The organism is Acinetobacter sp. YH12219 (genome assembly GCF_013417875.1).
Classification (GTDB): domain Bacteria; phylum Pseudomonadota; class Gammaproteobacteria; order Pseudomonadales; family Moraxellaceae; genus Acinetobacter; species Acinetobacter amyesii.
In genome coordinates, this window is sequence record NZ_VPDC01000009.1 from 80834 (window position 1) to 103757 (window position 22924).

Genomic DNA, 22924 nt, shown 5'->3' on the forward strand with positions numbered 1-22924 from the left:
CGGCTATAATTTTCTTTTTGCGTTAAATTTGCTTATGTCTTTTGAGTTAAAAGTCAGTTTACTCCCGAGTGCTGAAGCTTTATCCCCACAGCATAAAAAGCTGAACAAACTGATTGAGCAAATCGAACAGCAAAAGCAAGACTTACAGCTTTGGCAAAATGCCAAAAGTGAGATTCAGAGTTATATCCAACTGAAACTTGTGCCGATATATCGTGATTTGCATGCGGTGTACTACCGTCAGCTTGCACAGCTTTGGTTGCACATACAGCAAGAAGACTTTGCCAAAGCGGATTTAGCTCAGCTCGATGCCAAGCTTGCGAAATTGGCAAAGCAGTTGAAAAAATCCAATTACTTAAATACTGCCGAACTTGAAAAGGTTGCTGAGGTGGATGTTTTTTATCAGCAGCATCATGCACATAATCAAAAGCCGAATAAAAAAGCTAAGTTGACCCAAACTGAACAGAGCAAAGTAGAAGGTCATTTTGATGTTGAACAAGAAGCTACAGAACAACATGAGTCTTATGAAGAATGGGACAGTGAGCAATATCAACGTGAAAAAGAAGAGCATCAGCGTAAACGGTTAGAGCAAAAACGTGAGCAAACTGAAAAGTTAGTGAATCAATCACTGAAAACCGTGTATTTAAAAATCACCGCTATGATTCACCCAGACCGTGAACCTGATGAAGCTAAAAAAGCGGAAAAAACCGAGTTGCAGCAAGTGGTGAATCAAGCTCATGAAGCACAGGATTTGTTTTATTTATTAAAGCTGCAATTACAGCTTGAAACCAATAAAGGCAAAAGCCCTAAAGCTTTAACTGATGAACATTTAAAGTTTTATAAAACGGCTTTAGAGGCTCAAAGCCAACGCCTAGCCAGTCAGATAGATGACATTACGGATAGTTTTCACTGGAGCGAAAAGCCGAAGCCGAAAAATATGCAGGTGAAAGATGTGTATAAGGTGATTGATGGCGATGTTGCAGTGCTGAAAGAGCAAGTGAAGTGGGAAAAAGAACGGCTGAAATATATGGAGAAGGTGAAAGGGTTGGAAGTGTTGTTGGGGAATGGGGTGCTTTGATACTTTTTTCATTAAAAGCATGTTTCCCTCATCCCCCTTGCGAAGCAGTGCTTCTCATCCCATAGGGAGAAGGAGCTGCATCTAATTAAATACCGTCTATTGGCTTAATAATGAATATTCCCTCTCCTTATAGGAGAGGGCTAGGGAGAGGTTATAAAATTTGATAATCTGATTAAAATAATAAAAACAAAACGTAATGAACAATAAACTCGACCCCCAACTTTTAATATTCGCCAAAACCATGCGTCACACAGCCACCGATGCTGAACATCTCATGTGGCAAATACTCCGTGCCAAGCGATTTATGAATCTTAAATTCCGCCGTCAGCATGTGATCCAATTTTATATTGTGGATTTTTACTGTCATGAAATTGGTTTAGTGATTGAGTTGGATGGTAGTCAGCATGGAACGAATGATGCGATTGAATATGATGCTGAGCGAACTAAGTTTTTAGAGGCTTTGGGTTTAACTGTTGTGCGATATTGGAATTATGATGTGTTGGGGAGGACGGATGTGGTGTTGGAGGATTTGTGGAATATATGTCTTGAGCTGAAAGTAAATCAATAATGAAAAATTCCCTCTCCCTCGGGGTGAGGGTTGAATTAATAACGAAATTTAAAAACACCTCTCCCTAACCCTCTCCTAAAAGGAGAGGGAACTGCATTGTGAAATGTATGCAGGTATTAAATCAAATGATGCTCCTTCTCCCTATGGGAGAGGGTTGGGGTGAGGGTAAACTAAAAAACATTACCTACAATTTTTGATAGATCATCATCACGTGTAATTGCCCATTTCCAAAATGCAGAAAATGGAAATTCACGATCACACATAACTTTTAATTTCTCAATTAATAGATTTTTTTCCGTCGCTGTAAGTAATAAAGAATCATCTAAAAGCTGATCTTTTATCATTAATAGTTTTACTTGATACTTTTGAATTTCTTTAATTTGTGAGTGTCTACTTATACCTCTTAATGCAGTATTTGTTTCATTAAAGCATCTTTCGAGAAGTTTTATTGTTGAAGTGATTTCTAAGCTATTTGGTAAATTGCCAATTTTCACAGTTACTTTATGTTCATTATTATTAACAATTGGGCAATGAAGTTCGATAGCTTGAGCAACATCAATAGATTCACAACAATCTAAGATATTTATATGAGTATCACCTTTTATATTGTTACATCTTACACAAGCATAAAAAAGATTATGCCAATCATATTTTTTTACCTCATCTTTTAAATGAGGGTCTCTATGTTCGATATTAACATCTGGAAACCCTTTTCTTTCACAAAGATAACATTTAGCGAAAAAAATGGTTTGAAGCTCATCAACAACGTCAGCAGCTCTATATTCTTTTGTGGATTTAGTTAAACTTTTTGGAAAAGTGCTAGGTCTTACAACTGAAAACATGAATTATTTACCCTCATGTTTTAATTTAATAAGTTTATTCTTAGCAACCATGTATTGAAGCTGGAGTTCTACTGAAAGCTTATCGAAATTTTTATTAATTTCGTTTAACAAATTTTGTATAATTTCTAAATCATGAGATGGTGTTTCTACTTCAATGAAATGAACAAGCTGATCTGAAAGAGCTTTTAAATTTTCATTTCCATCTTGAACATGAAAAAGTTCTTTTATGATTGATTCATGTGAATAGTGGCTTAGATCTTCTTCAAAAAACTCACAACTAGAAATATCATAAACTACAGTATCATTATTTTTTGAAGTAATAACAAAAGGTGAATGCGTGCTTACAATAAATTGAATATTTGGAAAAGATTCAGCAAAGAAAGGAAGTATTAATTTTTGAAGTGAAATATGTAAGTGTGCATCAATTTCATCAATCAAAACAATGCCTTGAAGTTCTGATGGGGTAATTTCAAAAAACTCAGTTCTTAATAGTAAGTCAGCATAAATATCAAAAATAGCTTTATAACCAGATGATAAATCTTGAAAAGATGAAATACGCTTTCCATCCGTTATTCGAAACTTTCTTTCTTCATTTGAAAATACTAATTCAGCATTATTATTTTCAAATAATTTTTTTAAAGATGTATTGAAAAGAATGAACCATTCTTCAAATTTTTTACCTTTAATTTCATCTCTTTCAATTCCTTTTGCAAAAGCCTCAGATGTTTTTATATTTATAAGATGTTGTTCGAGTTTGGATCCTAAATTTTGCTTGAAATTTTGTTTAGCAATAGTTTTTTCTTCAATGATGGAGGTGGTTTGTGTTGCATGATTTATAGAAGAAATACGCATAGCAGGAAAACTTCTAAAAATTGCTTTAAAATTATCGTAATTTGATTGTAATTCATCAAAGTTATTAAAATTTAGTTGAAAACCACTGTTTAATAGTTGAATTTTTTTTTGTTCATTTTCAATTTGTGCAGATATACCTATATATTGTTCAGACATTTTAGCAAGTGTATTGCGATAATTTGTCCAACTTTCGATATTGCGCTGATATTGTAATAATTGCTGATCAATTTTTTCAAGTTTATTTAAGATATTCCTTTCTAGTATTGTTAATAAACTTGTTTTTCCACTTCCATTTCTACCAGTAATAATTAAATTTTTTCCACATAAAGGAATATTAATATTTCTAATATCTGCATGTGGAATATCTCCACTAATGTTCATTAAATATTTCATATATAAAAGTATAAAGGGCTGAATAATCAGCCCTTTATACTACGAATTTGGTTAAATTAACAACACATTAAAGCGCTGCAATCTGCTCCATATTCGCTTTAATTTTCGCTAACTGATCTGCAAATTCAGCAAGTTTCACTTTCTCGCCTTCAACCACAGCCGCAGGGGCTTTCGCCACAAAACCTTCATTTGCAAGTTTAGTTGCAATTTGGTCATGCTGCTTTTGAACCTTGTCTAAGTCTTTTTGTAGACGACCCAATTCTGCTTTCGGGTCAATCAAACCCTTCATTGGAACGAATACAGACACGTGACCGACTACAGAAGAAGAAGACAATGGTGGTTGTTCACCATCTGCCAAGAAGGTAATGCTTTCAACTTTCGCCAATGCTTTAAACAACGGTTCAATACGAGAAATTTGTGCTTTTTCTGCTTCAGTCGTGTTCTGTAAAAGTACAGGCAATAAACGTGCATTACCTAGACCCATTTCACCACGAATGTTACGCACCGCACCAATCAAACCTTGTAGCCATTGCATATCTGCTTCGGCTTGTTCGTTGATTTTGGCTTCATCTGCAACAGGGTAGTTTGCCAACATAATGGTTTCGCCACCCAAGCCAATCATTGGCGCAAGGGTTTGCCAAATTTCTTCAGTTAAGTACGGCATGATTGGATGAGCAAGACGTAAAGAAGCTTCCATCACCGCAAGCAATACACGACGAACTTCGGCTTTGCGTTCTTCAGAAACAGACTCATCATTCAGAACAGGTTTGGTTAGCTCTACATACCAGTCGCAGTATTCATTCCAGATAAAGTCATAAATCGCTTGCGCAGCCAAGTCTAAACGGTAAGTTGCAAACGCTTGATGAACAGCTTGCTCTGCCTTTTGTAAACGGCTCACAATCCACTGTTCAGGCAATTCCCAAAGGTCTTGACGTGCCTCTTGACCAACCGTTTGACCTTCAACATTCATCAATACAAAACGGGTAGCATTCCAAATTTTGTTGGCAAAGTTACGATAACCTTCCACACGTTTCATATCAAACTTGATGTCACGACCTGTATTTGCCAATGCGCAGAAGGTAAAACGAACCGCGTCTGTGCCATAAGCCTGAATCCCTTCTGGGAATTCTTTGCGGGTCGATTTTTCAATTTTCGCTGCTTGTTTCGGGTTCATCAAACCCGTCGTACGTTTCTGTACTAAAGTTTCAAGATCAACACCATCAATCAAGTCTAATGGGTCAAGCACGTTGCCCTTAGACTTCGACATTTTTTGACCTTCGCTGTCACGTACCAAACCGTGAACGTAAACTGTTTTGAACGGTACTTGTGGCGTGCCATCTTCATTCTTCATGAAGTGCATGGTCATCATGATCATACGCGCCACCCAGAAGAAGATGATGTCAAAACCTGTCACCAATACATCAGTGGAGTGGAAGGTATTTAAGAAGTAGTTTTCTGCATCTTTCTTGGCATCACCCGTCCAACCTAAGGTCGAGAATGTCCAAAGTGCAGAGGAGAACCATGTATCCAGTACGTCTTCGTCTTGGTTTAATTGAACATCGGCAGGGATATTATTTTTCGTACGAACTTCTTCTTCGTTACGACCTACATAAACATTGCCTTCAGCATCGTACCAAGCAGGAATACGGTGACCCCACCACAATTGACGCGAGATACACCAGTCTTGAATGTTGTTCATCCACGCCATATACATATTGCTGTATTGCTCAGGCACGAACTTGATGCGACCATCTTTCACTGCTTCAATTGCAGGCTGCGCCAACGGTGCAATTTTGACATACCATTGGTCGGTCAATAATGGCTCAACAATTACGCCCGAACGGTCACCGCGAGGTGGTTTCAAGGTGTACGGTTGGATTTGATCTAACCAACCTTCGCTTTCCGCTTGTTCAACTAATTTTTTACGTGCTTCAAAACGCTCTAAACCAATGTAGTCTGCAGGTGCAGGAATGGTTTTAGAAATTTGTTCGCCTGCTTTCGCAATATATTCAAACTCAGCCAATACTTCAGCATTTTTGTTGAAGATATTGATGATTGGCAATTCGCAGCGTTTACCCACTTCATAGTCATTGAAGTCGTGTGCAGGGGTAATTTTTACACAACCTGTACCGAATTCTTTATCGACATACTCATCTTTTACGATTGGAACGGCACGACCTGTAATTGGGAGGATGATGTTTTGACCAACAAGGTGCGAGTAACGCTCATCATCAAGGGCAACCGCAACCGCAGTATCACCCAGCAATGTTTCAGGACGAGTGGTTGCCACTACAATGTGATCTTTACCATCGTGAGTGCGTAGTGATTTATCTTCAAAGAAATATTTGAAGTGCCACAATGAACCTTGTTCTTCTTTATCCGACTCAACTTCTAAGTCAGAAAGGGCAGTTTGTAATTTTGGATCCCAGTTTACAAGGCGTTTGCCGCGGTAAATTAAACCTTCTTCGTGTAGTTTCACGAAAACTTCTTTCACCGCATTCGATAAGCCTTCGTCCATAGTGAAGCGTTCACGTGACCAATCTACCGAAGAACCTAAACGGCGGATTTGACGGGTAATGTTACCGCCAGATTGTTCTTTCCATTCCCAGACTTTTTCGATGAATTTTTCACGACCTAAGTCATGGCGGCTGATATTTTGCGCGCCCAATTGACGCTCTACTACCATTTGTGTGGCAATACCCGCGTGGTCTGTACCCGGTTGCCATAAGGTATTTTTACCCGACATACGGTTAAAGCGCGTGAGGGCATCCATAATGGCGTTGTTAAAACCATGACCCATGTGCAAGCTACCTGTGACGTTTGGCGGCGGAATCATGATACAGAATGATTCGCCTTTTTCAGACGGCTTAAAGTAGCCGTTTTCTTCCCAAGTCTTGTACCATTTTTTCTCGATCTCGGTAGGATCGTAGGTTGTAGCAATATTTTGCGCTGAATCAGTCATAGTCTAAACAGATCAAAAGTGGATAAAAAATTAGATCTATTGTAGCAAAAAAAATGGTGAATTAGGGATGTTGGGCGAATGTTAACTTTTAGGATTTGGCAGTAAATAAAAGAGTCCGTATGATAGGACCTAAGATAAGAAGTATCCATTGATCCCAAAACTAAGATAAAAGGAGCAATATCAAATGACTTATTCAATTTCTTTAAAGATTCAACCTACGACATATCAACGTTTTGAGACGATTCATCAAAAACTCAACGCGGGTGAAACAGAAAGTCAGTCCAAAGCCTTAGGGGATAATCTAGCGGATATTGCGTGTGAAATTTTAGATCAAGTTTTTGGTCAAATGGCGCGCATGAATAAGTCTGGAGACAATGAATCCGAAAAAATTATTCAGCAAATACGTGAAACGACCCGTAAATATATGCCGTGGTCGGTGTCTTTTTTCGGCAATGACCGCCTTGTACCGATGGTGAATTATTTATATGGACGTTTTTATAGCGAAGATGGTCAGCATTTTATGCATTACCCGATCGATGCCTCTTTAGCCACCGACTTGCTTGCCTATGTCAATCAAATGAAAGAAGGGCAGAATCAATATGTGCCGCTCGCGTTGAAGGCATTTACACAAGTGGTCGATGCCGGGGTGACGCATTTGGTGCGAGAACCGAAAAAAATGCTGAAATTTAACATGGTGGTGGATAAAACTTTAACCGGTGTCATCAATCTCACCACGCAACTCGGTTATAAACGTTTTGATAAACTCGGCAAAATTTATGATGCACAATCGATGAGTCAGTACTTTGACCATTTTATGGTGTTTTTGAGCAATGAGCCTGTACTACATAAAGCATAAAACACATATAAATGAATAAATTAGTTATTTAAAAGGATGTCAAAATGGCAAAACGAGATGATTTGAACGGAAAAGTGGTGTGGATTACTGGGGCATCTTCAGGTTTGGGAGAAGCTTTAGCAAAAGAATGTGCTCTGCAAGGGGCGCAGGTCATTTTGACCGCACGTCGATTTGAAGAGTTGGAAAAAGTCCGTGTTTCATTATTACATCCAGATCAGCATCTTTCAGTGTATGCAGACATTACCAATGAAGAACAAGTTCGCCATGCTTATGAACAAGTCCTTGCGCATAAAGGCCGAATTGATTGGCTAATCAATAATGCGGGATTGAGTCAGCGTGCATTGATCACGGATACGACCATGCAGACTGAACGTGCCATCATGGAAGTAGATTATTTTTCTCAAGTCTATTTAACCAAAACCGTTCTACCGACTTTTTTAGCACAAAAGTCTGGTCGAATTGCTTTTGTTTCAAGTGTTGCAGGCTTATTAGGGACACAGTACCGCGCGACCTATTCTGCTGCAAAAGCTGCCATTCATATGTGGGCGAACAGTCTACGTGCGGAAGTTGCGGATCAAGGGGTGGGCGTATCGGTGATATTCCCCGGATTTGTCAAAACCAATGTTTCATTTAATGCACTCAATGGTGCCGGCAAGCCACAAGGGCATCAGGATGAAGCCATTGAAAATGGTCTAGAAGCCAATGAGTTTGCCGAAACGGTGGTGCAATCTTTGCAACGTGGGGAAGAATACATCGTGGTGGGTGGTTCTAAAGAAAAGCTCGGTGTTTGGGTATCTCGATTATCACCGACAACGTTATATAAAATGATTCGTAAAACCAAAGTGAAGTAAATTTTATCAAGTTTAAATAGTTTAAAAGTCACTCTTAACAGTGACTTTTTTAATGAGTAACGAGATTATAAGAAATGAAAAAGAATAATTTTAACAAATGGGGAATAGCCATCATTTTGTGCGCAATCATTGGTGCAAACGGTACAGTGGCATATTTTTATTTTAAACAGAAAACTCAAAAATTGAGCAGAAGTCAACGCTCGAAAAGCCTGAAAAAGAAATAGGAACTGTATCAGAACCAGTTATTGAATCTGTTGAGATTGAACCTAAAGTTGAAGCGGCGAGTGCAGAAGTTGTTATGCGAGGACCAAATGAGGGGTGGTTACCGATCGAAGCACTGTTTGATGAAAAAGGATTATTGAAGTCTGAGTATTACAGTCAAAATCCTCAAGATTCAGATGTTGATAAATTACCTTATAGCTCGAATAAAATTGGTGATTTTAAATGGCGAGCTGAATTTCATCCTGTTGATGATTTTAAAGGCGATCAGGCTAGATTCAAAGATCAATGTTTTGGATATTGTGTTTTAGTGAAAGGTAAGTTGCTGACCAGTGTTGAATCGACTGTATTTACGGGCGCATTTATTGCGAAAGATCATTTGATCGAAGTGATTGCACATAAGGGGAGTGGCGCATATATGCCTGTCAACTATAGCTTTATCAAAATCGACAAAGCTGGTAATGCAGAGTTAATCTCAGATGATCATAATTCTTACAAAGATCAATTGGCTCGTATCAATCATTCGGGACTCGAGATTGACTTAAAACCATTTAGAAAACTTCAATATTTTCTTCTAATGAATGAAAATGGTTTAAATGTGTCGATGCAAAAACCCAATAAGGTGGATGTCGAAGCGACTCAGTGTAAAGAGTATTACGAAGGAACATTAGAGGCATGTCCAACTTTATATGGATGTAAAGCTGACATTGTGGTGCAAGATCTGGCACGTGCTTATGCTGGAGATGTTGCATTTAGTTATCATGATCCAAATATTGATGAAAAGAAATTTAATGAAGTTTGTTTTAAAGTTTGTCGCAATGAAAATGTGAGTTATGAAGAGTTTGAAAACACATTGTGTAAAGTAAATTAAATAGTAAAAATGAATTGGGGAGAAGTAGAGAGATCAGATGTCTCTCTTTTGAATTGCTGTTCCATACGCAAAGACTTCGACCATGCCACCTTGCATACCCAACTCAGTGGTGCTTAAACGCAGACCCATAATTTGCGTTGCGCCCATCTTTTCAGCTTCTTGCTTTAAACGCACCACGGCTTCACGACGCGCCCGATCGACAATGCTTTCATAGCTGGTTAAACGTCCGCCAAAGAAGTTCTGAATATTGGCAATCACATATTTAAAATAATCATGTGAAATCACTACATTACTCGAAATAAGTTGTCCGAAATGTTCAGTAGTTTTAAAGCGGTTGTTGTCTATGCGAATATGCGCCAATCGCTTTTCTTGAGCTTCGAGTTCTTTGAGATGTTTTTGTTCGATATGTCGACCGAAGCCCCAACCAATACAAAAGAGCACCACAAAGATCAGGACTTTAAAAATAAAGGCATCCATGACTTAGTCCTGAGTTGGAAATGGGTCTGGTAGTTTTGCTGAGTTGGCTTCTACGCGAACTGCCGTGCCATACACAAATAATTCAGAGGCGCCTTGAGCAATATTTGAGGTTGAAAAACGGATGCCGACGACCGCATTCGCCCCTAAGGCACGTGCTTTATCAATCATACGGCTCATAGCTTCTTGACGGGATTCTTCGAGTAGTTCTGTATAACCTTTGAGTTCACCACCCACGATATTTTTTAGGCCAGCCATAAAGTCACGACCAACATGTTTACTGCGGACAGTACTGCCATAAACGACATCAAGTTGTTGTGTAATGGTATGACCTGGAACAGATTCAAGATTACTTAAAAGCATTTTTAGTTATCAATATAAAAAGTTGAATTGAAGATAGGAAACTCTTCAGCAAAAAGCAATATCTTCATTTTTATTTTGTAGCTCCGATCTAAAAATGAAAAAGCCCACCGAAGTGAGCTTTTCAAATATTACGGGCTAGGCTAAATCAAATTATTGTTTTGATGCAGCTTTACGCTCAGCAGTAGAAGGTTGGTATTGCACAGCATCAGAAGTGTTGGCTTTGATACCACCACCAAGTGTTTTATACAATTCAACTTGATTGTTGAGATTTGCTTGTTCAAGCAACAACAAACCTTGCTCAGCTGCATAAGATGCACGCTGCGCATCAAGTACAGTTAAGTAGCTATCAATACCAGCACGGAAGCGAGCATTTGACAGTTTGTAGGTTGTATTGGTTGCATCAACTAAACGGCGCTGTGCTGCAATACGGTCACCAATGTTTTGGCGAACTGCAAGCGCATCATTTACTTCACGGAAAGCTGACTGAACTGATTTTTCATAATCAGACAATGCAATTTTCTGGTCAGTTTCAGAAACTTTAATATTGGCCTGACGTGTACCCCAGTCGAAGATTGGAATATCTAGGCTAGGGCCAGCAGACCATACAAAGTTGCCTGATTTAAATAGATCACCTAAGTCCGTTGAAGCATAACCCGCTGAACCTGTCAGACTAATCGTAGGGAACAGACGTGCTTTAGCTGCACCAATGTTCGCACCAGCAGCAGACAGTTTATATTCAGCTGCACGGACATCTGGACGGTTGTTCAACAAGTCACTTGGAATACCTGAACCAATGGTATTGGTAGAAGTAATGCGATTGACACGTTGGTTCGGCAGCAAGTTCGCAGGTACTTGTTGACCCACTAATAGATTCAATAAGTTTTGTGCTTGAGCAATTTGAGTCTTGTAGTTCGCAACATCATTACGTGCAGTTTCTACAGAAATTTGAGCCTGACGAACAGGAACTTCACTGTCAATACCGACATCAAAACGCTTTTTGTTCAGATTGTAAGATTCAAGCTGAGCCTTTAAGGTTTGATCCGCAAGCTTCAAGTTTGAGTTAGCGTATGCATAGTTTAACCATGCTTGAGCCACTTGACCGATCAACGCAATTTGTGTTGCATCACGGGCACTTGCAGTTGCAAGGTAACTGTCTAAAGCATTGTCTTTTAAGCTACGTACACGACCCCAAAAATCAAGTTCATAGGCAGTGACACCTAAACCGACATTATAAGAGGTGATAGGCTTTTGTGTATTCAACGTGTCTTGACGAAGTACGCTACCACTGGCACCAATGGTTGGTAATTGACCATTGGCAGTGATTTGATACTGTTGCTGTGCACGTTCAATATTTAAAGCAGCCGTACGTAGGTCACGGTTATTGGCTAAAGCTAAGTCAAGAACTTGTACCAGACGTTGGTCAGCAAAGAAATCTTTATATCCTTGTTCAGCAACAGAAGTACCAGAAGCACTTGCTGTGTAGCTTTCGGGGATATTGGTCTGAACAACCGGCTCTGGACCACGCATGCTTTGGCAGGCAGCCAAAGCAAGCGCAAGTGAAGAAACCGCAATGCTACGACCTGCAATAGACCATACATTTTGCATCACGATAAATGCTCCTGATTATTTTGTTGTTTTGGTTTGTACTTAAAGATACTTCGGATCCATACATAGAACACAGGAATAAAGAAGATACCAAGTAGGGTAGAACTGATTACGCCACCCAATACACCATAACCTACGGAGTGCTGACTACCTGCACCTGCACCCGAAGAAAGGGCAAGCGGAAGTACACCAAAACCAAAGGCTAAAGTGGTCATGATAATTGGACGTAGACGCATTTTAGCGGCATGCAATGTTGCGTCAAACAGATCTTCACCTTTTTCTTGAAGTTCTTTCGCGAATTCTACGATCAAGATCGCATTCTTCGCAGACAAACCAATGACGGCAATAATAGCCACCTGGAAGTAAATGTTATTCGCCAAGTTTGGATTTTTGAAGAACACCATTCCAAGGAAAGTCAGTAATAACGCACCCAATACACCTAATGGTACAACCAGTAATACTGAGAACGGAATAGACCAGCTTTCATACAAGGCAGCAAGACATAGGAAGACGATTAACAATGAAAGTGCGTATAGGAATGGTGCTTGTGCGCCAGACTCACGTTCTTCTAGAGATAAACCAGTCCATTCATAGTCAAAGCCTTGAACGCCCATCGAAGGAAGTTTTTGTACAATTTCTTCCATCGCTTTCATCGCGTCGCCCGAACTTACACCCACACCCGGTGAACCTTGAATGTTCACAGATGCGATACCGTTATAACGTTCAAGACGTGGTGAGCCATAAGTCCATTCGCCAGTAGCGAAGGTCGAGAATGGAACCATTGTGCCTTGGTTGTTACGAACATACCACTGGCTCAGGTCTTCAGGCATCATACGTGCCGCAGCTTCACCCTGTACATAGACTTTCTTCACACGACCACGGTCAACGAAGTCGTTGATGTAAGAACCACCCCATGCCATACCCATTGTGGTATTGATTTCAGAGATGCTGACACCCATAGCACCGGCTTGAGCTTGGTCAATCGTGATTTTGTACTGTGGCGTATCTTCTTGACCGTTAGGACGAACACCCATGAGGCGTTTATCTTGAGCAGCCATACCGAGCACCATATTACGGGCATCGATAAGTTGTTGATGGGTTTGACCTGCAGAAGCTTTTAACTGCAAGTTGAAGCCAGCAGTTACACCCAATTCTGGCATTGCTGGTAATTGGATTGGCATGATGTATGAAGCATCCTTCACGATCATGTTCAATGCCATACCACGTTGAATAATCGCACCTACTTGAGATTCAGGTGATGTACGGTCTTCCCAATCTTTTAACTTGACGAAAGCAAGACCTGCGTTTTGACCCACACCTGTGAACGAGAAGCCGGCAACACTGAATACAGACTCGACATATTTTTCTTCGTTTTTCAGGAAGTAATCGGTCATTGCAGTGACAGTTTTATCCGTACGCTCAAGTGAGGCATTCGGTGGTAACTGTACCAGTGTCATTACAACACCTTGGTCTTCTTCAGGTAAGAATGATGATGGTAACTTTTGGAATAAAAGCACTAATAAGCCGATTACAACTGCATAAATCACACCAGAGAAAATCTTGTGGTGTGTCATGAAGTTCACGCCGCCTTGGTATTTATGCGCAACTTTATCAAAAGAGCTGTTAAACCAACGGAAGAAACGGGCAAAGATATTGTTGCTTTCAGGTTTGTTTGGATCATGTTGTTTCAACATGGTCGCACATAGGGCAGGGGTAAAGGTCAATGCCACAATCAATGACAGAATCATTGCTGTTACCAGCGTGATTGAGAACTGACGATAAATTACACCTGTCGTACCACCGAAGAATGCCATCGGCACGAATACAGCGGTTAACACAGAGGTAATACCGATGAGGGCACCCGAGATCTGTTTCATTGAGATTTCAGTTGCAGTCACTGGGTCAAGATGATCTTCAACCATGACACGTTCAACGTTCTCTACGACAACAATTGCATCATCCACGAGGAGACCAATCGCCAGTACCATCGCGAACATGGTGAGAGTGTTGATAGAGAAACCAAACATGTTAATGACAGCAAAAGTACCCAATACCACTACAGGTACAGCCAATGTCGGAATAATCGTTGCGCGCCAGTTCTGTAAGAACAAGAACATCACAAAGAATACGAGAATCACGGCTTCTACAAGGGTATGTACAACACTTTCAATCGATAACTTAATGAATGGAGTCGTATCAAATGCAAGCGTGTCTTCTAAACCTTCAGGGTAGTTTGGACGTAGTTCTTTTAAACGTGCTTCAACAGCTTCGGCTGTGTCTAATGCGTTTGCACCAGTTGCTAGTTTGATCGCTACACCACCAGCAGGTTTGTTGTTGAACTTAGAGTCAAACTGATAGTTGTCTGCACCTAATTCAACACGTGCAACATCACCTAAACGTACTTGAGCACCATTGATACTATTACGCAGGAAAATATTTTTGAATTGATCAGGCGTTTGCAACAAACTTTGTGCTGTAACTGTCGCGTTCAGCACTTGACCTTCAGTTGCAGGCGCACCACCTAACTGACCAACAGCAACCTGAGCATTCTGTGTACGGATAGCCGCAGCCACATCACTCGGTGTAACTTGTAGGTTTGCCATTTTGGCTGGATCTAGCCAAATACGCATCGCATAAGAGCCACCAAATACTTGGACTTCACCTACACCTGCCACACGGCTGAGAGGTTCAGAAATATTCGAGTTTACATAGTCCTTAATGTCGTCCGCAGTCAACTTACCCGATGGTGAGTGGAATGCTACAACTTGTAGGAAGCTTGCGCCAGATTTGGTGACTTTTACACCTTGACGCTGTACATCTTCAGGTAATAACGCTGTCGCAGACTGGAGTTTGTTTTGGACTTGAACTTGGGCGATATCTGGATCGATCCCTTGTTCAAAGTTCAATGTAATAGATGCCTGACCGTTACCCGCACTGTTTGACGAAATATAACGTAAGCCATCCAAACCATTCATTTGTTGTTCAATGATTTGGGTTACGGTGTTTTCAACTGTTTCTGCAGACGCACCAGGGTAAGTCGCAGAGATTGAAACCGTTGGCGGCGCAATGGTCGGATACTGTGCAATTGGCATATTAGATAGCGTGAGTACACCCGCCAACATAATCACCAATGCAATCACCCACGCAAAAATGGGGCGATGAATAAAGAATTGAGCCATTCAGTCTACTCCCTATGCGTTTGAAGTAGCTTTTTGTTCAGATTTAGGTGCTGCTTGTTCTGCAACTTTAGCATCTGGCTTTGCTGCAGCAGGTTGTTGAGCACCTTGAGGTGCAGCAGCCTGAGGTTGATACGGTTTGGCTACAACTTGTTGCTCTGGCTTAACTTTCGCAATACCGTCAACAATCACTTTATCGCCAGTGTTTAAGCCTTGAGTAACGATCCAGTTTGCACCTTGAGTACCGACTGTTGTTACAGGACGAGATTCAACAGCACCTTTTGCATTCACAATCATTGCAATCGCTTGACCAGTAGGGGTACGCGTAATGGCAGCTTGTGGAATCAGGTAAGCATTTGGAATCACACCCTGAACGATGCGAGCATTGGCAAACATACCCGGAAGTAATAAATGGTTCGGGTTAGAAAAAACAGCACGAAGTGTAACCGTACCTGTATCAGGGTTCACACTTGCATCAGAGAATGCAAGACGACCTTCAATTGGGTATTCGCTACCATCTTCAAGACGTAATTTCACTTTGGTGTTATTACTGCTGTCCAAGTTGCCTTTGCTTAACTGTTGGCGTAAGCGAAGAAGTTCAGCACTTGATTGGTTAATGTCAACGTACATTGGATCAAGACGTTGAATTGTGACTAATGGATCAGCTTGAGATGCAGTAACTAATGCACCAGCAGTCACAGTTGAACGGTTGGTTTGACCCGAAATTGGCGCACGTACAGTTGAATAACCTAAGTTAATTTCAGCATTTTTAAGTTCTGCCTGAGATGCAGCAACGTCTGCTTCAGCCAGTTTAACTTGCGCAACAATATCGTCGTATTCTTGTTTTGAAATCGCATTTGACCCAACAAGCTGACGGTAACGACCTTCTTTAACACGTAACACGTTTAGGTTTGCTTGTTGACGTGTTAAAGCAGCACGAGCACTGTCAGCTGAAGCACGGTTTGTACGCGAGTCGATCTCGTACAAGGCTTGTCCTTCGCGAACATAACTGCCTTCTGCAAATAGACGTTTCAGTACTACACCACTGGTTTGTGGACGTACTTCTGAAATTTCATAGGCAGATGTACGGCCGGAAAGTTCAACAGATTGTTCAACGCTTTGCGGTTGGGCAACAATGACACCGACTTCAGTTGGTGGCATTTGCTGTGCAGCAGCAGCTTGCTGTGCATCTTTAGGATCTTTGCTACAACCAACAAGTGCAATACTTGTTACCAATGCGCAAGCAGTCAGGGCGGGAGCCCAAAGCTTTGCAGACATCATTGTTCCACCTCAATTAGATATTTATCTAAATTATTCATTTGTTTACGCTTTACTGATTTTGATGTAACTCAAATAAAGTAGCGCGATCCAAATAAAACTTATGCTCCAACCGGATAAGACATCTGTCGGAAAATGAACCCCAACATATACTCGCGAAACACCCATACACAGCATCCATAACAATGCCAAAATGGTGATCAAGCGATGTTGAGCATGTTGTCGGTAAATCAAGATCATCAGACACGCAAGCGATGCAGCATAACAACTGTGTGCGCTTGGGAATGAACTCCCGTAAGACGCTACAAGATGGTACATTTCTGGGGGACGCGGTCTGGTAAACGTAAATTTAAGCAACCATGCAAGGCCGATACTTCCAAAGATCCCTATACTGATAAAAACAATTTCTGTATATTTTTTATACCACGCAAAGTGTAAACACCATAGCGTGGTGAAAAATAATACAAAAGGCATGCCGCCTAGCGCCGAAAGTCCGATGGTAATTTGATTAAAAACAGCAATACGGTGCTGACTCATCCATTCCACGATATTTAAATCTAATAGATTTAAATAGCTAGAATAAAGCGACAACACACTGATAATTAATGCAAAAAAACCAACAAACAGTAGCGTTCGTGGCATATTTTATTCCTTGTCATTTTAACCGGTTTGAGCTCGGTTAATTAATGGACTAAAGTGTACTCATCAGTACACTTTATTTCAAGTATGTGTAAATCATACTGATTTTATTTTTTGTGTTCATTTACATCTTACTAAAATAAAACACAAATCTGCTAATGATTGTTCTTACTGGCTTGTGTGCCATCTTCAACTTCAAGTGGGGTTTTCGGTGGCCAGAAAAAGTCACTTGGTCGCGTTAGAAAATGAGTCATCACCAATTTAGCCAGTGGTTTCCATTGTTCAAATCTTACGCGACGTGCCCGTAGTGCCACAATAATGGTTAACGTGAAACTGACGAATAAGTTAGTCAGACCGATCAGAATAACTCCTAAGAATGACACAATGATTAAGCCAATGTCTGGTGAACCATTAATATTGATGAGGCCTTGAATGAAGTTGGCCGAGGCGAAGGCGATATGGCGAATATCTAAAGGTAAACCAAAAATAAATCCAATCGTTCCCATACTGCCCAGCATGATCCCGAATAAGAAGTTACCTGCTAAAGCACCTAAGTTTCGCTCAATGTAAGCGGCAAGCTTATCCAGTCTCTCTTGACCCATGATGCGTTTTAACTTTGGATGTGCTTGAATCCGTGGTCCAACTTTGCGATAGATCGCCATGTTGTCAAAGTACCCAGCAAGCAAACCTGATAAAAACAAACATACTCCAGCTATCGCAGCATGTGGCACAGCCAGTGAGGTAAATGGATTGAGGTCGTGTAAGGTTTTAGCTGCTTTTGCATGATTCATTAATGGCTCATGTAAAGCCATGTCCCAACTTAATGCGATCAATGCTGCAACAGGAATCGCAATACTGATGTTGCCTAAGATTGCAATAAACTGGGTTCGAATGATGTTAATAATTAGCGCGGCAAGTTCGGCAATCTGCGCCATTTTCGAGCCTTTACGATGCTGAACCGTCGAGGCAAGGGCGGCAGCTGTCATCGCAGGCTGTTTAGTGGCAACAGTAAAATGTAAGACATGAATCAGCATAAAGCCGAAAGAGTAGTTCAGACTATATGAAATGGCTTGCATGAGCGGTGCCATGCTGACACGGGCCATCAGCACTTTTAAAGTTGCCATACATGCAATGATCACACCGGCACCTGCCGCAGATCGGTACATGCTCATAAAGCCTTGTTTGTCCGTACTTACATAGTGTTCGCCAGTTTTACTTGCGTTTTCGGTGACTTGTAGGGCAACCAATTCACTATTGGTGGCGAGCAAATCGCGCACACTGCGCTCGCTATAAATCGCTGACGTCACATCACTGAGTAAACTACCCATAGACACATAGCGGACATCATCTTCTTCAACAATCAGGTTGAGTAAGATTTCTAAGCGATCTAAACACTGTTCTAAAAGCGACAATAAGTAAGTCAGGCTGACACTTACGCCAATTCGTTTGGTCGCACGCCGAATCTTCAGCACCACATCACGACATTGTTCCAGCATTACCAACGCTTGAGAAGCATCTGGCGGTAGCACAGCACTCATTTCTTCAGCACTTTGATGGAGCTTTTTATACTGCTGAATAAAATCATTTATTTCACGGTTTTGCACCAAAAAAGGTGATTCATATTCGGTCAGTTCAGGCTGTGCATTAATAAATTCAGGATATAAGCCAATACCACTTACCCGATAGGACAAAACGGTAATGGCTTTAATTAACTCACGGCGAATTTTCTTTTTTTCTTCCTGATTGCTATGGCCTTGGTTAAACAATCGAAAGAGCTGCATCCATTGCTGATCATCAATATTGTCCAGCCAATATTTGTCGCTATGACGATAAAAAACTCGACGGACTAAATCTTGTAATTGAGTTTCGTCATTGATCAGAGGAAGAAAATGTGCGCCAAGCCGTTGGAACAGTTGTCCCCAAAAACCATCGAGAGACAAAATACCTGTGTCCGCATATAAACTGGTTTGTTTATATCGGCTAATGAGTTTCAGGACAAAACTTTGCAAGGTAGAGGCTGCATCTGGCGTGATGAGTAAAGCTTGGATGAAAGCCTGAAATTTTTTCTTAATTTCGTCAGTATTTTTTGTATCTTCTGGTCGAATTCGGTTGACCAATTCGATCAGCAAGTTTTCATCCAGCACAGCCCGAGGGGTATCGAGCTGTTGCTGCATGGTCAAAAAGATATCATTGAGTTTTATATGCATAGGCAAGGGGAATTACGATGAATATTGTTAATTATTGAATTCGGTGTAATGCCAAGTTTGCGAGGTTGATTAAAGCTTGACGATATTCAGTATCTGGTAGTGCTGCTAAAGCGGCAAGTGCTGCCTCAGTTTCTTCAGTCGCTCGTTGGCTACAATAATCAAGTGCCCCAGAGCTTTGTACAATCTGAATAACACGCTCTAAATCTGCCGTACCACCTGTGGCAATACTGCGGCGAATAATGTCATGTTCTTCGCCAGTTGTATTCTTTAAGGCAGAGATTAAAGGTAAAGTTGGTTTACCTTCCATCAAATCATCACCAATATTTTTACCTAATGTTTCAGCATCTGAGGTGTAATCTAAAATATCGTCAATAATTTGAAAGGCATTTCCAAAGTGTCCGGCAAATTTTCTAAGCGGTTTACGGTACTCTGGTGTACCAGTCAGAATCGCTGCACCTTCGGTAGCGAGCTCAAATAAACGTGATGTTTTGCCGTGAATAATATCTAAGTAGGTCTGTTCCGTGGTTTCTGGTTGATGCTGTGATTGAAGTTGTAAAACTTCACCTTCAGCAATTTCACAGGTACCCGTTGAAAAGTCTTTGAGTAATACTTTGCTGTCTAGATCCACCAATAAATCAAAAGCGCGAGAAATCAAAAAATCACCCACAAGTACGGCAGTTTGATTATTCCATGTCGCATTTGCTGTTGGGCGGCCACGGCGTAAACCCGATTCATCGACTACGTCGTCATGTACCAAGGTCGCGGTATGCAGCATTTCAATAATTGCTGCAAGTTTACGGTGTTTTTCTAAATCTTCTGCGCCACAAGCCTTTGCTGCAAGTAAGCACATAATGGGACGCATGCGTTTACCGCCTGCTTCAACCACATGTTTACTGACTGCCATGACCAAGGCAACTTTAGACGTGATCCCTTCATTAATAAATTTGTCCATCGCAGCAAAGTCAGTAGCAACAGGCGCGAGAATATCTTGCTTAAAGTCGATGGTCATATGAAGAGAAACCTCAATAATTTTTGAATTACAGACGTAGTGTAGCAATTTGTTATATGAATAACAGATAAGAACTTACTCAATTGACTTAATCTTAAGTGATTTTTTTCATCAAGCGGAAGTATTGTACTTATTTTTTAACAGACTTTTATCTTTAGCATGTTGTTTGAACAGCATGTTGTTGATGTCAGTCCAGTGTATATTAGCGAATTGTTGCTAAAAATCTATGTCAAACCTTGTCAAAAGCATGATAAGTGAAATAGAGCACTCATTTTAATACTTTTAATGACACTGTTTATATAATAAACGCATACTCATCTAATATTTTACGGAAATGACTTGTTGTTTTTCGGGTTATCCCTTAAAATCTTTGCCTTTGCGAAACCCCAGTGACGATCGTTTTAAGATCGGTATATCCCTTTACCGGCACGACAACACGGGCATGTTTGGAGTACTTAAATGTACGCAGTAATCCAAAGCGGTGGTAAACAACACCGTGTAGTTGAGGGTGAAACCCTTAAAGTAGAATTATTGAAAGCTGAAACTGGCTCAACTGTTACTTTTGATGACGTGTTGATGCTTGTTAACGGTGACAGCATTCAAATTGGTGCACCAGTAGTAGCTGGCGCTAAAGTAACTGCTGAAGTAGTTAGCCATGGTCGTCACGACAAAATCCGCATCATCAAAATGCGTCGTCGTAAACACTATCGTAAACAACAAGGTCACCGTCAATGGTTCACTGAGTTGAAAATTACAGCTATTTCAGGCTAATTACGAGGAGTAAGTAGACATGGCAACTAAAAAAGCCGGTGGTTCGACTAAAAACGGTCGTGACTCGAACCCAAAAATGTTGGGTGTTAAAATCTACGGCGGTCAATCTGTGACTGCTGGTAACATCATCGTTCGTCAACGTGGTACTGAATTCCACGCTGGTGTAAATGTAGGTATGGGCCGTGACCATACTTTATTTGCAACTGCTGACGGCGTTGTGAAATTCGAAGTGAAAGGCCAATTCGGTCGTCGCTACGTATCTGTTGAAGCGTAAGCTTTAATAGAAAAAAACCCGCATTTTTGCGGGTTTTTTTTCGTCTGAATAAAATGTGAGGTATTTTTTAGATTGTTACAAATGATGTACAAATCAATAAATTCACCATAAATAGTGATTTAAATCACAAAAAAATAAAGAGCGTAATAGAGGAGTACAAATACAAAAAAAGGATAAGGACATGAATAAAATATTGAATACAGTTTTTATCGGTGCTGACTATCAGAAAAGGAATTGTCCTGATAAAAGCCAACAAATTGCATTTGAAAAGACACTAGGACTTGGTGAAATAACTTCAATCGCTATTAAAGCTGTACCAAAATTACTAGCTGTGAGTATTTTATTTTCTTAGGTTCAATTGCATGGGCTGGTGGGAGTGGCTCGTCATATCCTGAGCATACTTGTAATCGTTGCAATAGTGGAATTCCTGGCCCAGAAGGGCCAATGGGACCTCAAGGTCCTGCTGGTGAAAAAGGCGATACAGGAGCAACAGGTGCAACCGGAGCTAAAGGTGACAAAGGCGATACAGGAGCAACAGGCGCTACTGGTAAAGATGGACTCAATGGCCGAGACGGCATCGATGGTAAGGATGGGTTGAACGGTCTGAATGGCAGCAATGGTCTAGATGGTGCAAGTGCTTATCAAGTTGCGGTGAGCAATGGTTATGAAGGCAATGAAGACCAATGGTTAGAAAGTCTACGTGGTGCAGTTGGCGCACAAGGACTAACTGGTGAAAATGGTTTCAGTGCGTATGAACTTGCGATAAAAAATGGATTTGTCGGTACTGAAGTTGAATGGTTGTTGAGCTTAAAAGAAACAGATCCGTACATTAAAATTCAATCAAACGTTGCCAATACAGCACCTAAACCAACTGCGAATGGACAAGATGCGATTGCAGTCGGTGCAGGTAATAAAGCTGATGGTAATCAGTCTATTGCCCTCGGTGTAAACAATACAGTCAGTGGTGATGGATCTGGTGCTGTAGGTTCAAACAGTCACAGGTAATAATACCTATGTGGTTGGTAACAATATCAACACCTCTGCAAATAATGCTGTTGTACTTGGCAATGGTTCAAGCTCTGACCGCAATAATACGGTTTCCGTTGGCTCGGCTGGTGCAGAGCGGCAAATTATCCATGTGGCAGCTGGTACGGCAGACACCGATGCGGTAAACGTGAAACAAATACGTCAAGCAGATCTAGTAGTGTTAAATAGTTCAAAAGCATATACAGATCAGCATGGGGCAAATGTACTTAATCAAGCCAATAGTTATACCAATCAACGTGTGAATGAATTGAACCATAATTTCAATAAATTTAAAGATAATGTTTACGGTGCTGTTGCTTCAAGTATTGCAATCGCCTCCTTACCTCAACCCACAGATGCTGGATATAACATGTTCAGTGTAGGTATGGGGACTTGGGAAGGTTCACAAGGCTATGCAGTAGGTTTTAGTGGAGTAACTGAGAGCAATAAATATGTGTATAAATTGGCTGCAACAGGGAACTCTGAAGGTGACTTTGGCGCTGGTGCATCGATCGGTTGGCAATGGAAGTAACTTAATATTGGATTATTAAAATTGCTAAATCGTTGTTTAACTATTTGAAAGGCATTTGAATCAAATCAAGTGCCTTTTTAT

21 protein-coding genes are annotated in these 22924 nt (G+C 40.7%); 10 read left to right on the forward strand and 11 right to left on the reverse strand.

Features of this window, described 5'->3' with window-relative positions; genetic code table 11:
* The first annotated feature begins 34 nt into the window (after window positions 1–34).
* Together FTV04_RS07165 and FTV04_RS07170 are read left to right on the forward strand one after the other, a co-directional pair.
* Entirely contained in the window at window positions 35–1075 is a 1041-nt protein-coding gene (locus FTV04_RS07165; RefSeq protein ID WP_180089133.1) for a molecular chaperone DnaJ, read from the forward strand.
* A 196-nt stretch (window positions 1076–1271) separates the two neighbouring features.
* Window positions 1272–1643 (forward strand): endonuclease domain-containing protein, encoded by a 372-nt coding sequence (locus FTV04_RS07170; protein WP_180089134.1) that lies wholly within the window; start codon window positions 1272–1274, stop codon window positions 1641–1643.
* Between the two features lie 170 nt (window positions 1644–1813).
* Here FTV04_RS07170 and FTV04_RS07175 read toward each other — a convergent pair whose 3' ends face one another.
* The 3 genes from FTV04_RS07175 to FTV04_RS07185 form a co-directional block, all read right to left on the reverse strand.
* Window positions 1814–2485: an HNH endonuclease gene (locus FTV04_RS07175; protein WP_180089135.1), complete on the reverse strand. Its 672-nt coding sequence runs from the start codon at window positions 2483–2485 to the stop codon at window positions 1814–1816.
* A 3-nt stretch (window positions 2486–2488) separates the two neighbouring features.
* On the reverse strand, window positions 2489–3718 hold the full coding sequence (locus tag FTV04_RS07180; RefSeq protein ID WP_180089136.1) for an AAA family ATPase: 1230 nt from the start codon (window positions 3716–3718) through the stop codon (window positions 2489–2491).
* 79 nt (window positions 3719–3797) lie between these two features.
* On the reverse strand, window positions 3798–6692 hold the full coding sequence (locus FTV04_RS07185) for a valine--tRNA ligase (protein WP_179996903.1): 2895 nt from the start codon (window positions 6690–6692) through the stop codon (window positions 3798–3800).
* A 184-nt stretch (window positions 6693–6876) separates the two neighbouring features.
* On the opposite strand from FTV04_RS07185, the gene FTV04_RS07190 reads away from it, so the two are divergent.
* The 3 genes from FTV04_RS07190 (at window position 6877) to FTV04_RS07200 (ending at window position 9489) form a co-directional block, all read left to right on the forward strand.
* On the forward strand, window positions 6877–7548 hold the full coding sequence (locus FTV04_RS07190) for a hypothetical protein (protein ID WP_180089137.1): 672 nt from the start codon (window positions 6877–6879) through the stop codon (window positions 7546–7548).
* A 44-nt stretch (window positions 7549–7592) separates the two neighbouring features.
* Window positions 7593–8399: an SDR family oxidoreductase gene (locus tag FTV04_RS07195; RefSeq protein ID WP_180089138.1), complete on the forward strand. Its 807-nt coding sequence runs from the start codon at window positions 7593–7595 to the stop codon at window positions 8397–8399.
* Between the two features lie 298 nt (window positions 8400–8697).
* Window positions 8698–9489, forward strand: a complete 792-nt coding sequence (locus tag FTV04_RS07200; RefSeq protein WP_180089139.1) for a hypothetical protein — start codon at window positions 8698–8700, stop codon at window positions 9487–9489.
* Between the two features lie 33 nt (window positions 9490–9522).
* Here the strand turns inward: FTV04_RS07200 and FTV04_RS07205 are convergent, their stop codons facing one another.
* From FTV04_RS07205 to sdsA, 8 genes are all read right to left on the reverse strand, one after another.
* Window positions 9523–9966 (reverse strand): YbjQ family protein, encoded by a 444-nt coding sequence (locus tag FTV04_RS07205; RefSeq protein WP_111885285.1) that lies wholly within the window; start codon window positions 9964–9966, stop codon window positions 9523–9525.
* Between the two features lie 3 nt (window positions 9967–9969).
* On the reverse strand, window positions 9970–10326 hold the full coding sequence (locus FTV04_RS07210; protein ID WP_078192212.1) for a YbjQ family protein: 357 nt from the start codon (window positions 10324–10326) through the stop codon (window positions 9970–9972).
* 150 nt (window positions 10327–10476) lie between these two features.
* Entirely contained in the window at window positions 10477–11931 is a 1455-nt protein-coding gene (adeK, locus tag FTV04_RS07215) for a multidrug efflux RND transporter AdeIJK outer membrane channel subunit AdeK (protein WP_180021981.1), read from the reverse strand.
* Complete coding sequence (locus FTV04_RS07220) at window positions 11931–15110, reverse strand: efflux RND transporter permease subunit (RefSeq protein WP_180007567.1); 3180 nt, start codon at window positions 15108–15110, stop codon at window positions 11931–11933. Before FTV04_RS07220 ends, adeK begins: the two co-directional genes overlap by 1 nt.
* 12 nt (window positions 15111–15122) lie before the next feature.
* Window positions 15123–16388 carry an efflux RND transporter periplasmic adaptor subunit gene (locus tag FTV04_RS07225; protein WP_180089140.1) on the reverse strand — a complete coding sequence of 422 codons (1266 nt, stop codon included), beginning with the start codon at window positions 16386–16388 and terminating at the stop codon, window positions 15123–15125.
* A 42-nt stretch (window positions 16389–16430) separates the two neighbouring features.
* Window positions 16431–17027, reverse strand: a complete 597-nt coding sequence (locus tag FTV04_RS07230; RefSeq protein WP_180007568.1) for a phosphatase PAP2 family protein — start codon at window positions 17025–17027, stop codon at window positions 16431–16433.
* A gap of 152 nt (window positions 17028–17179) precedes the next feature.
* Window positions 17180–19231 carry a site-specific recombinase gene (locus FTV04_RS07235; RefSeq protein ID WP_180007603.1) on the reverse strand — a complete coding sequence of 684 codons (2052 nt, stop codon included), beginning with the start codon at window positions 19229–19231 and terminating at the stop codon, window positions 17180–17182.
* A gap of 31 nt (window positions 19232–19262) precedes the next feature.
* Window positions 19263–20240, reverse strand: a complete 978-nt coding sequence (gene sdsA / locus FTV04_RS07240; RefSeq protein WP_180089141.1) for an All-trans-nonaprenyl-diphosphate synthase — start codon at window positions 20238–20240, stop codon at window positions 19263–19265.
* A gap of 459 nt (window positions 20241–20699) precedes the next feature.
* Between sdsA and rplU the strand changes: the two genes are divergently transcribed.
* From rplU to FTV04_RS16990, 5 genes are all read left to right on the forward strand, one after another.
* Window positions 20700–21011, forward strand: coding sequence for a 50S ribosomal protein L21 (gene rplU / locus FTV04_RS07245; protein WP_078191390.1), 312 nt, complete (start codon window positions 20700–20702; stop codon window positions 21009–21011).
* Between the two features lie 19 nt (window positions 21012–21030).
* A complete protein-coding gene (gene rpmA, locus FTV04_RS07250) occupies window positions 21031–21285 on the forward strand; it encodes a 50S ribosomal protein L27 (protein ID WP_067764378.1) in 255 nt (84 codons plus the stop codon).
* Between the two features lie 181 nt (window positions 21286–21466).
* Window positions 21467–21637 (forward strand): hypothetical protein, encoded by a 171-nt coding sequence (locus FTV04_RS07255; RefSeq protein WP_180034466.1) that lies wholly within the window; start codon window positions 21467–21469, stop codon window positions 21635–21637.
* A 92-nt stretch (window positions 21638–21729) separates the two neighbouring features.
* Complete coding sequence (locus tag FTV04_RS16950; RefSeq protein ID WP_180007570.1) at window positions 21730–22290, forward strand: hypothetical protein; 561 nt, start codon at window positions 21730–21732, stop codon at window positions 22288–22290.
* A 10-nt stretch (window positions 22291–22300) separates the two neighbouring features.
* Window positions 22301–22843, forward strand: coding sequence for a YadA-like family protein (locus tag FTV04_RS16990; RefSeq protein WP_180007571.1), 543 nt, complete (start codon window positions 22301–22303; stop codon window positions 22841–22843).
* The last annotated feature ends 81 nt before the right edge of the window (window positions 22844–22924 follow it).

Coding starts and splice junctions, on each gene's coding strand:
- FTV04_RS07165 (WP_180089133.1), top strand. CDS start 35: ATGTCTTTTGAGTTAAAAGTCAGTTTACTCCCGAGTGCTGAAGCTTTA.
- FTV04_RS07170 (WP_180089134.1), top strand. CDS start 1,272: ATGAACAATAAACTCGACCCCCAACTTTTAATATTCGCCAAAACCATG.
- FTV04_RS07175 (WP_180089135.1), bottom strand. CDS start 2,485: ATGTTTTCAGTTGTAAGACCTAGCACTTTTCCAAAAAGTTTAACTAAA.
- FTV04_RS07180 (WP_180089136.1), bottom strand. CDS start 3,718: ATGAACATTAGTGGAGATATTCCACATGCAGATATTAGAAATATTAAT.
- FTV04_RS07185 (WP_179996903.1), bottom strand. CDS start 6,692: ATGACTGATTCAGCGCAAAATATTGCTACAACCTACGATCCTACCGAG.
- FTV04_RS07190 (WP_180089137.1), top strand. CDS start 6,877: ATGACTTATTCAATTTCTTTAAAGATTCAACCTACGACATATCAACGT.
- FTV04_RS07195 (WP_180089138.1), top strand. CDS start 7,593: ATGGCAAAACGAGATGATTTGAACGGAAAAGTGGTGTGGATTACTGGG.
- FTV04_RS07200 (WP_180089139.1), top strand. CDS start 8,698: ATGCGAGGACCAAATGAGGGGTGGTTACCGATCGAAGCACTGTTTGAT.
- FTV04_RS07205 (WP_111885285.1), bottom strand. CDS start 9,966: ATGGATGCCTTTATTTTTAAAGTCCTGATCTTTGTGGTGCTCTTTTGT.
- FTV04_RS07210 (WP_078192212.1), bottom strand. CDS start 10,326: ATGCTTTTAAGTAATCTTGAATCTGTTCCAGGTCATACCATTACACAA.
- adeK (WP_180021981.1), bottom strand. CDS start 11,931: ATGCAAAATGTATGGTCTATTGCAGGTCGTAGCATTGCGGTTTCTTCA.
- FTV04_RS07220 (WP_180007567.1), bottom strand. CDS start 15,110: ATGGCTCAATTCTTTATTCATCGCCCCATTTTTGCGTGGGTGATTGCA.
- FTV04_RS07225 (WP_180089140.1), bottom strand. CDS start 16,388: ATGATGTCTGCAAAGCTTTGGGCTCCCGCCCTGACTGCTTGCGCATTG.
- FTV04_RS07230 (WP_180007568.1), bottom strand. CDS start 17,027: ATGCCACGAACGCTACTGTTTGTTGGTTTTTTTGCATTAATTATCAGT.
- FTV04_RS07235 (WP_180007603.1), bottom strand. CDS start 19,231: ATGCATATAAAACTCAATGATATCTTTTTGACCATGCAGCAACAGCTC.
- sdsA (WP_180089141.1), bottom strand. CDS start 20,240: ATGACCATCGACTTTAAGCAAGATATTCTCGCGCCTGTTGCTACTGAC.
- rplU (WP_078191390.1), top strand. CDS start 20,700: ATGTACGCAGTAATCCAAAGCGGTGGTAAACAACACCGTGTAGTTGAG.
- rpmA (WP_067764378.1), top strand. CDS start 21,031: ATGGCAACTAAAAAAGCCGGTGGTTCGACTAAAAACGGTCGTGACTCG.
- FTV04_RS07255 (WP_180034466.1), top strand. CDS start 21,467: ATGAATAAAATATTGAATACAGTTTTTATCGGTGCTGACTATCAGAAA.
- FTV04_RS16950 (WP_180007570.1), top strand. CDS start 21,730: ATGGGACCTCAAGGTCCTGCTGGTGAAAAAGGCGATACAGGAGCAACA.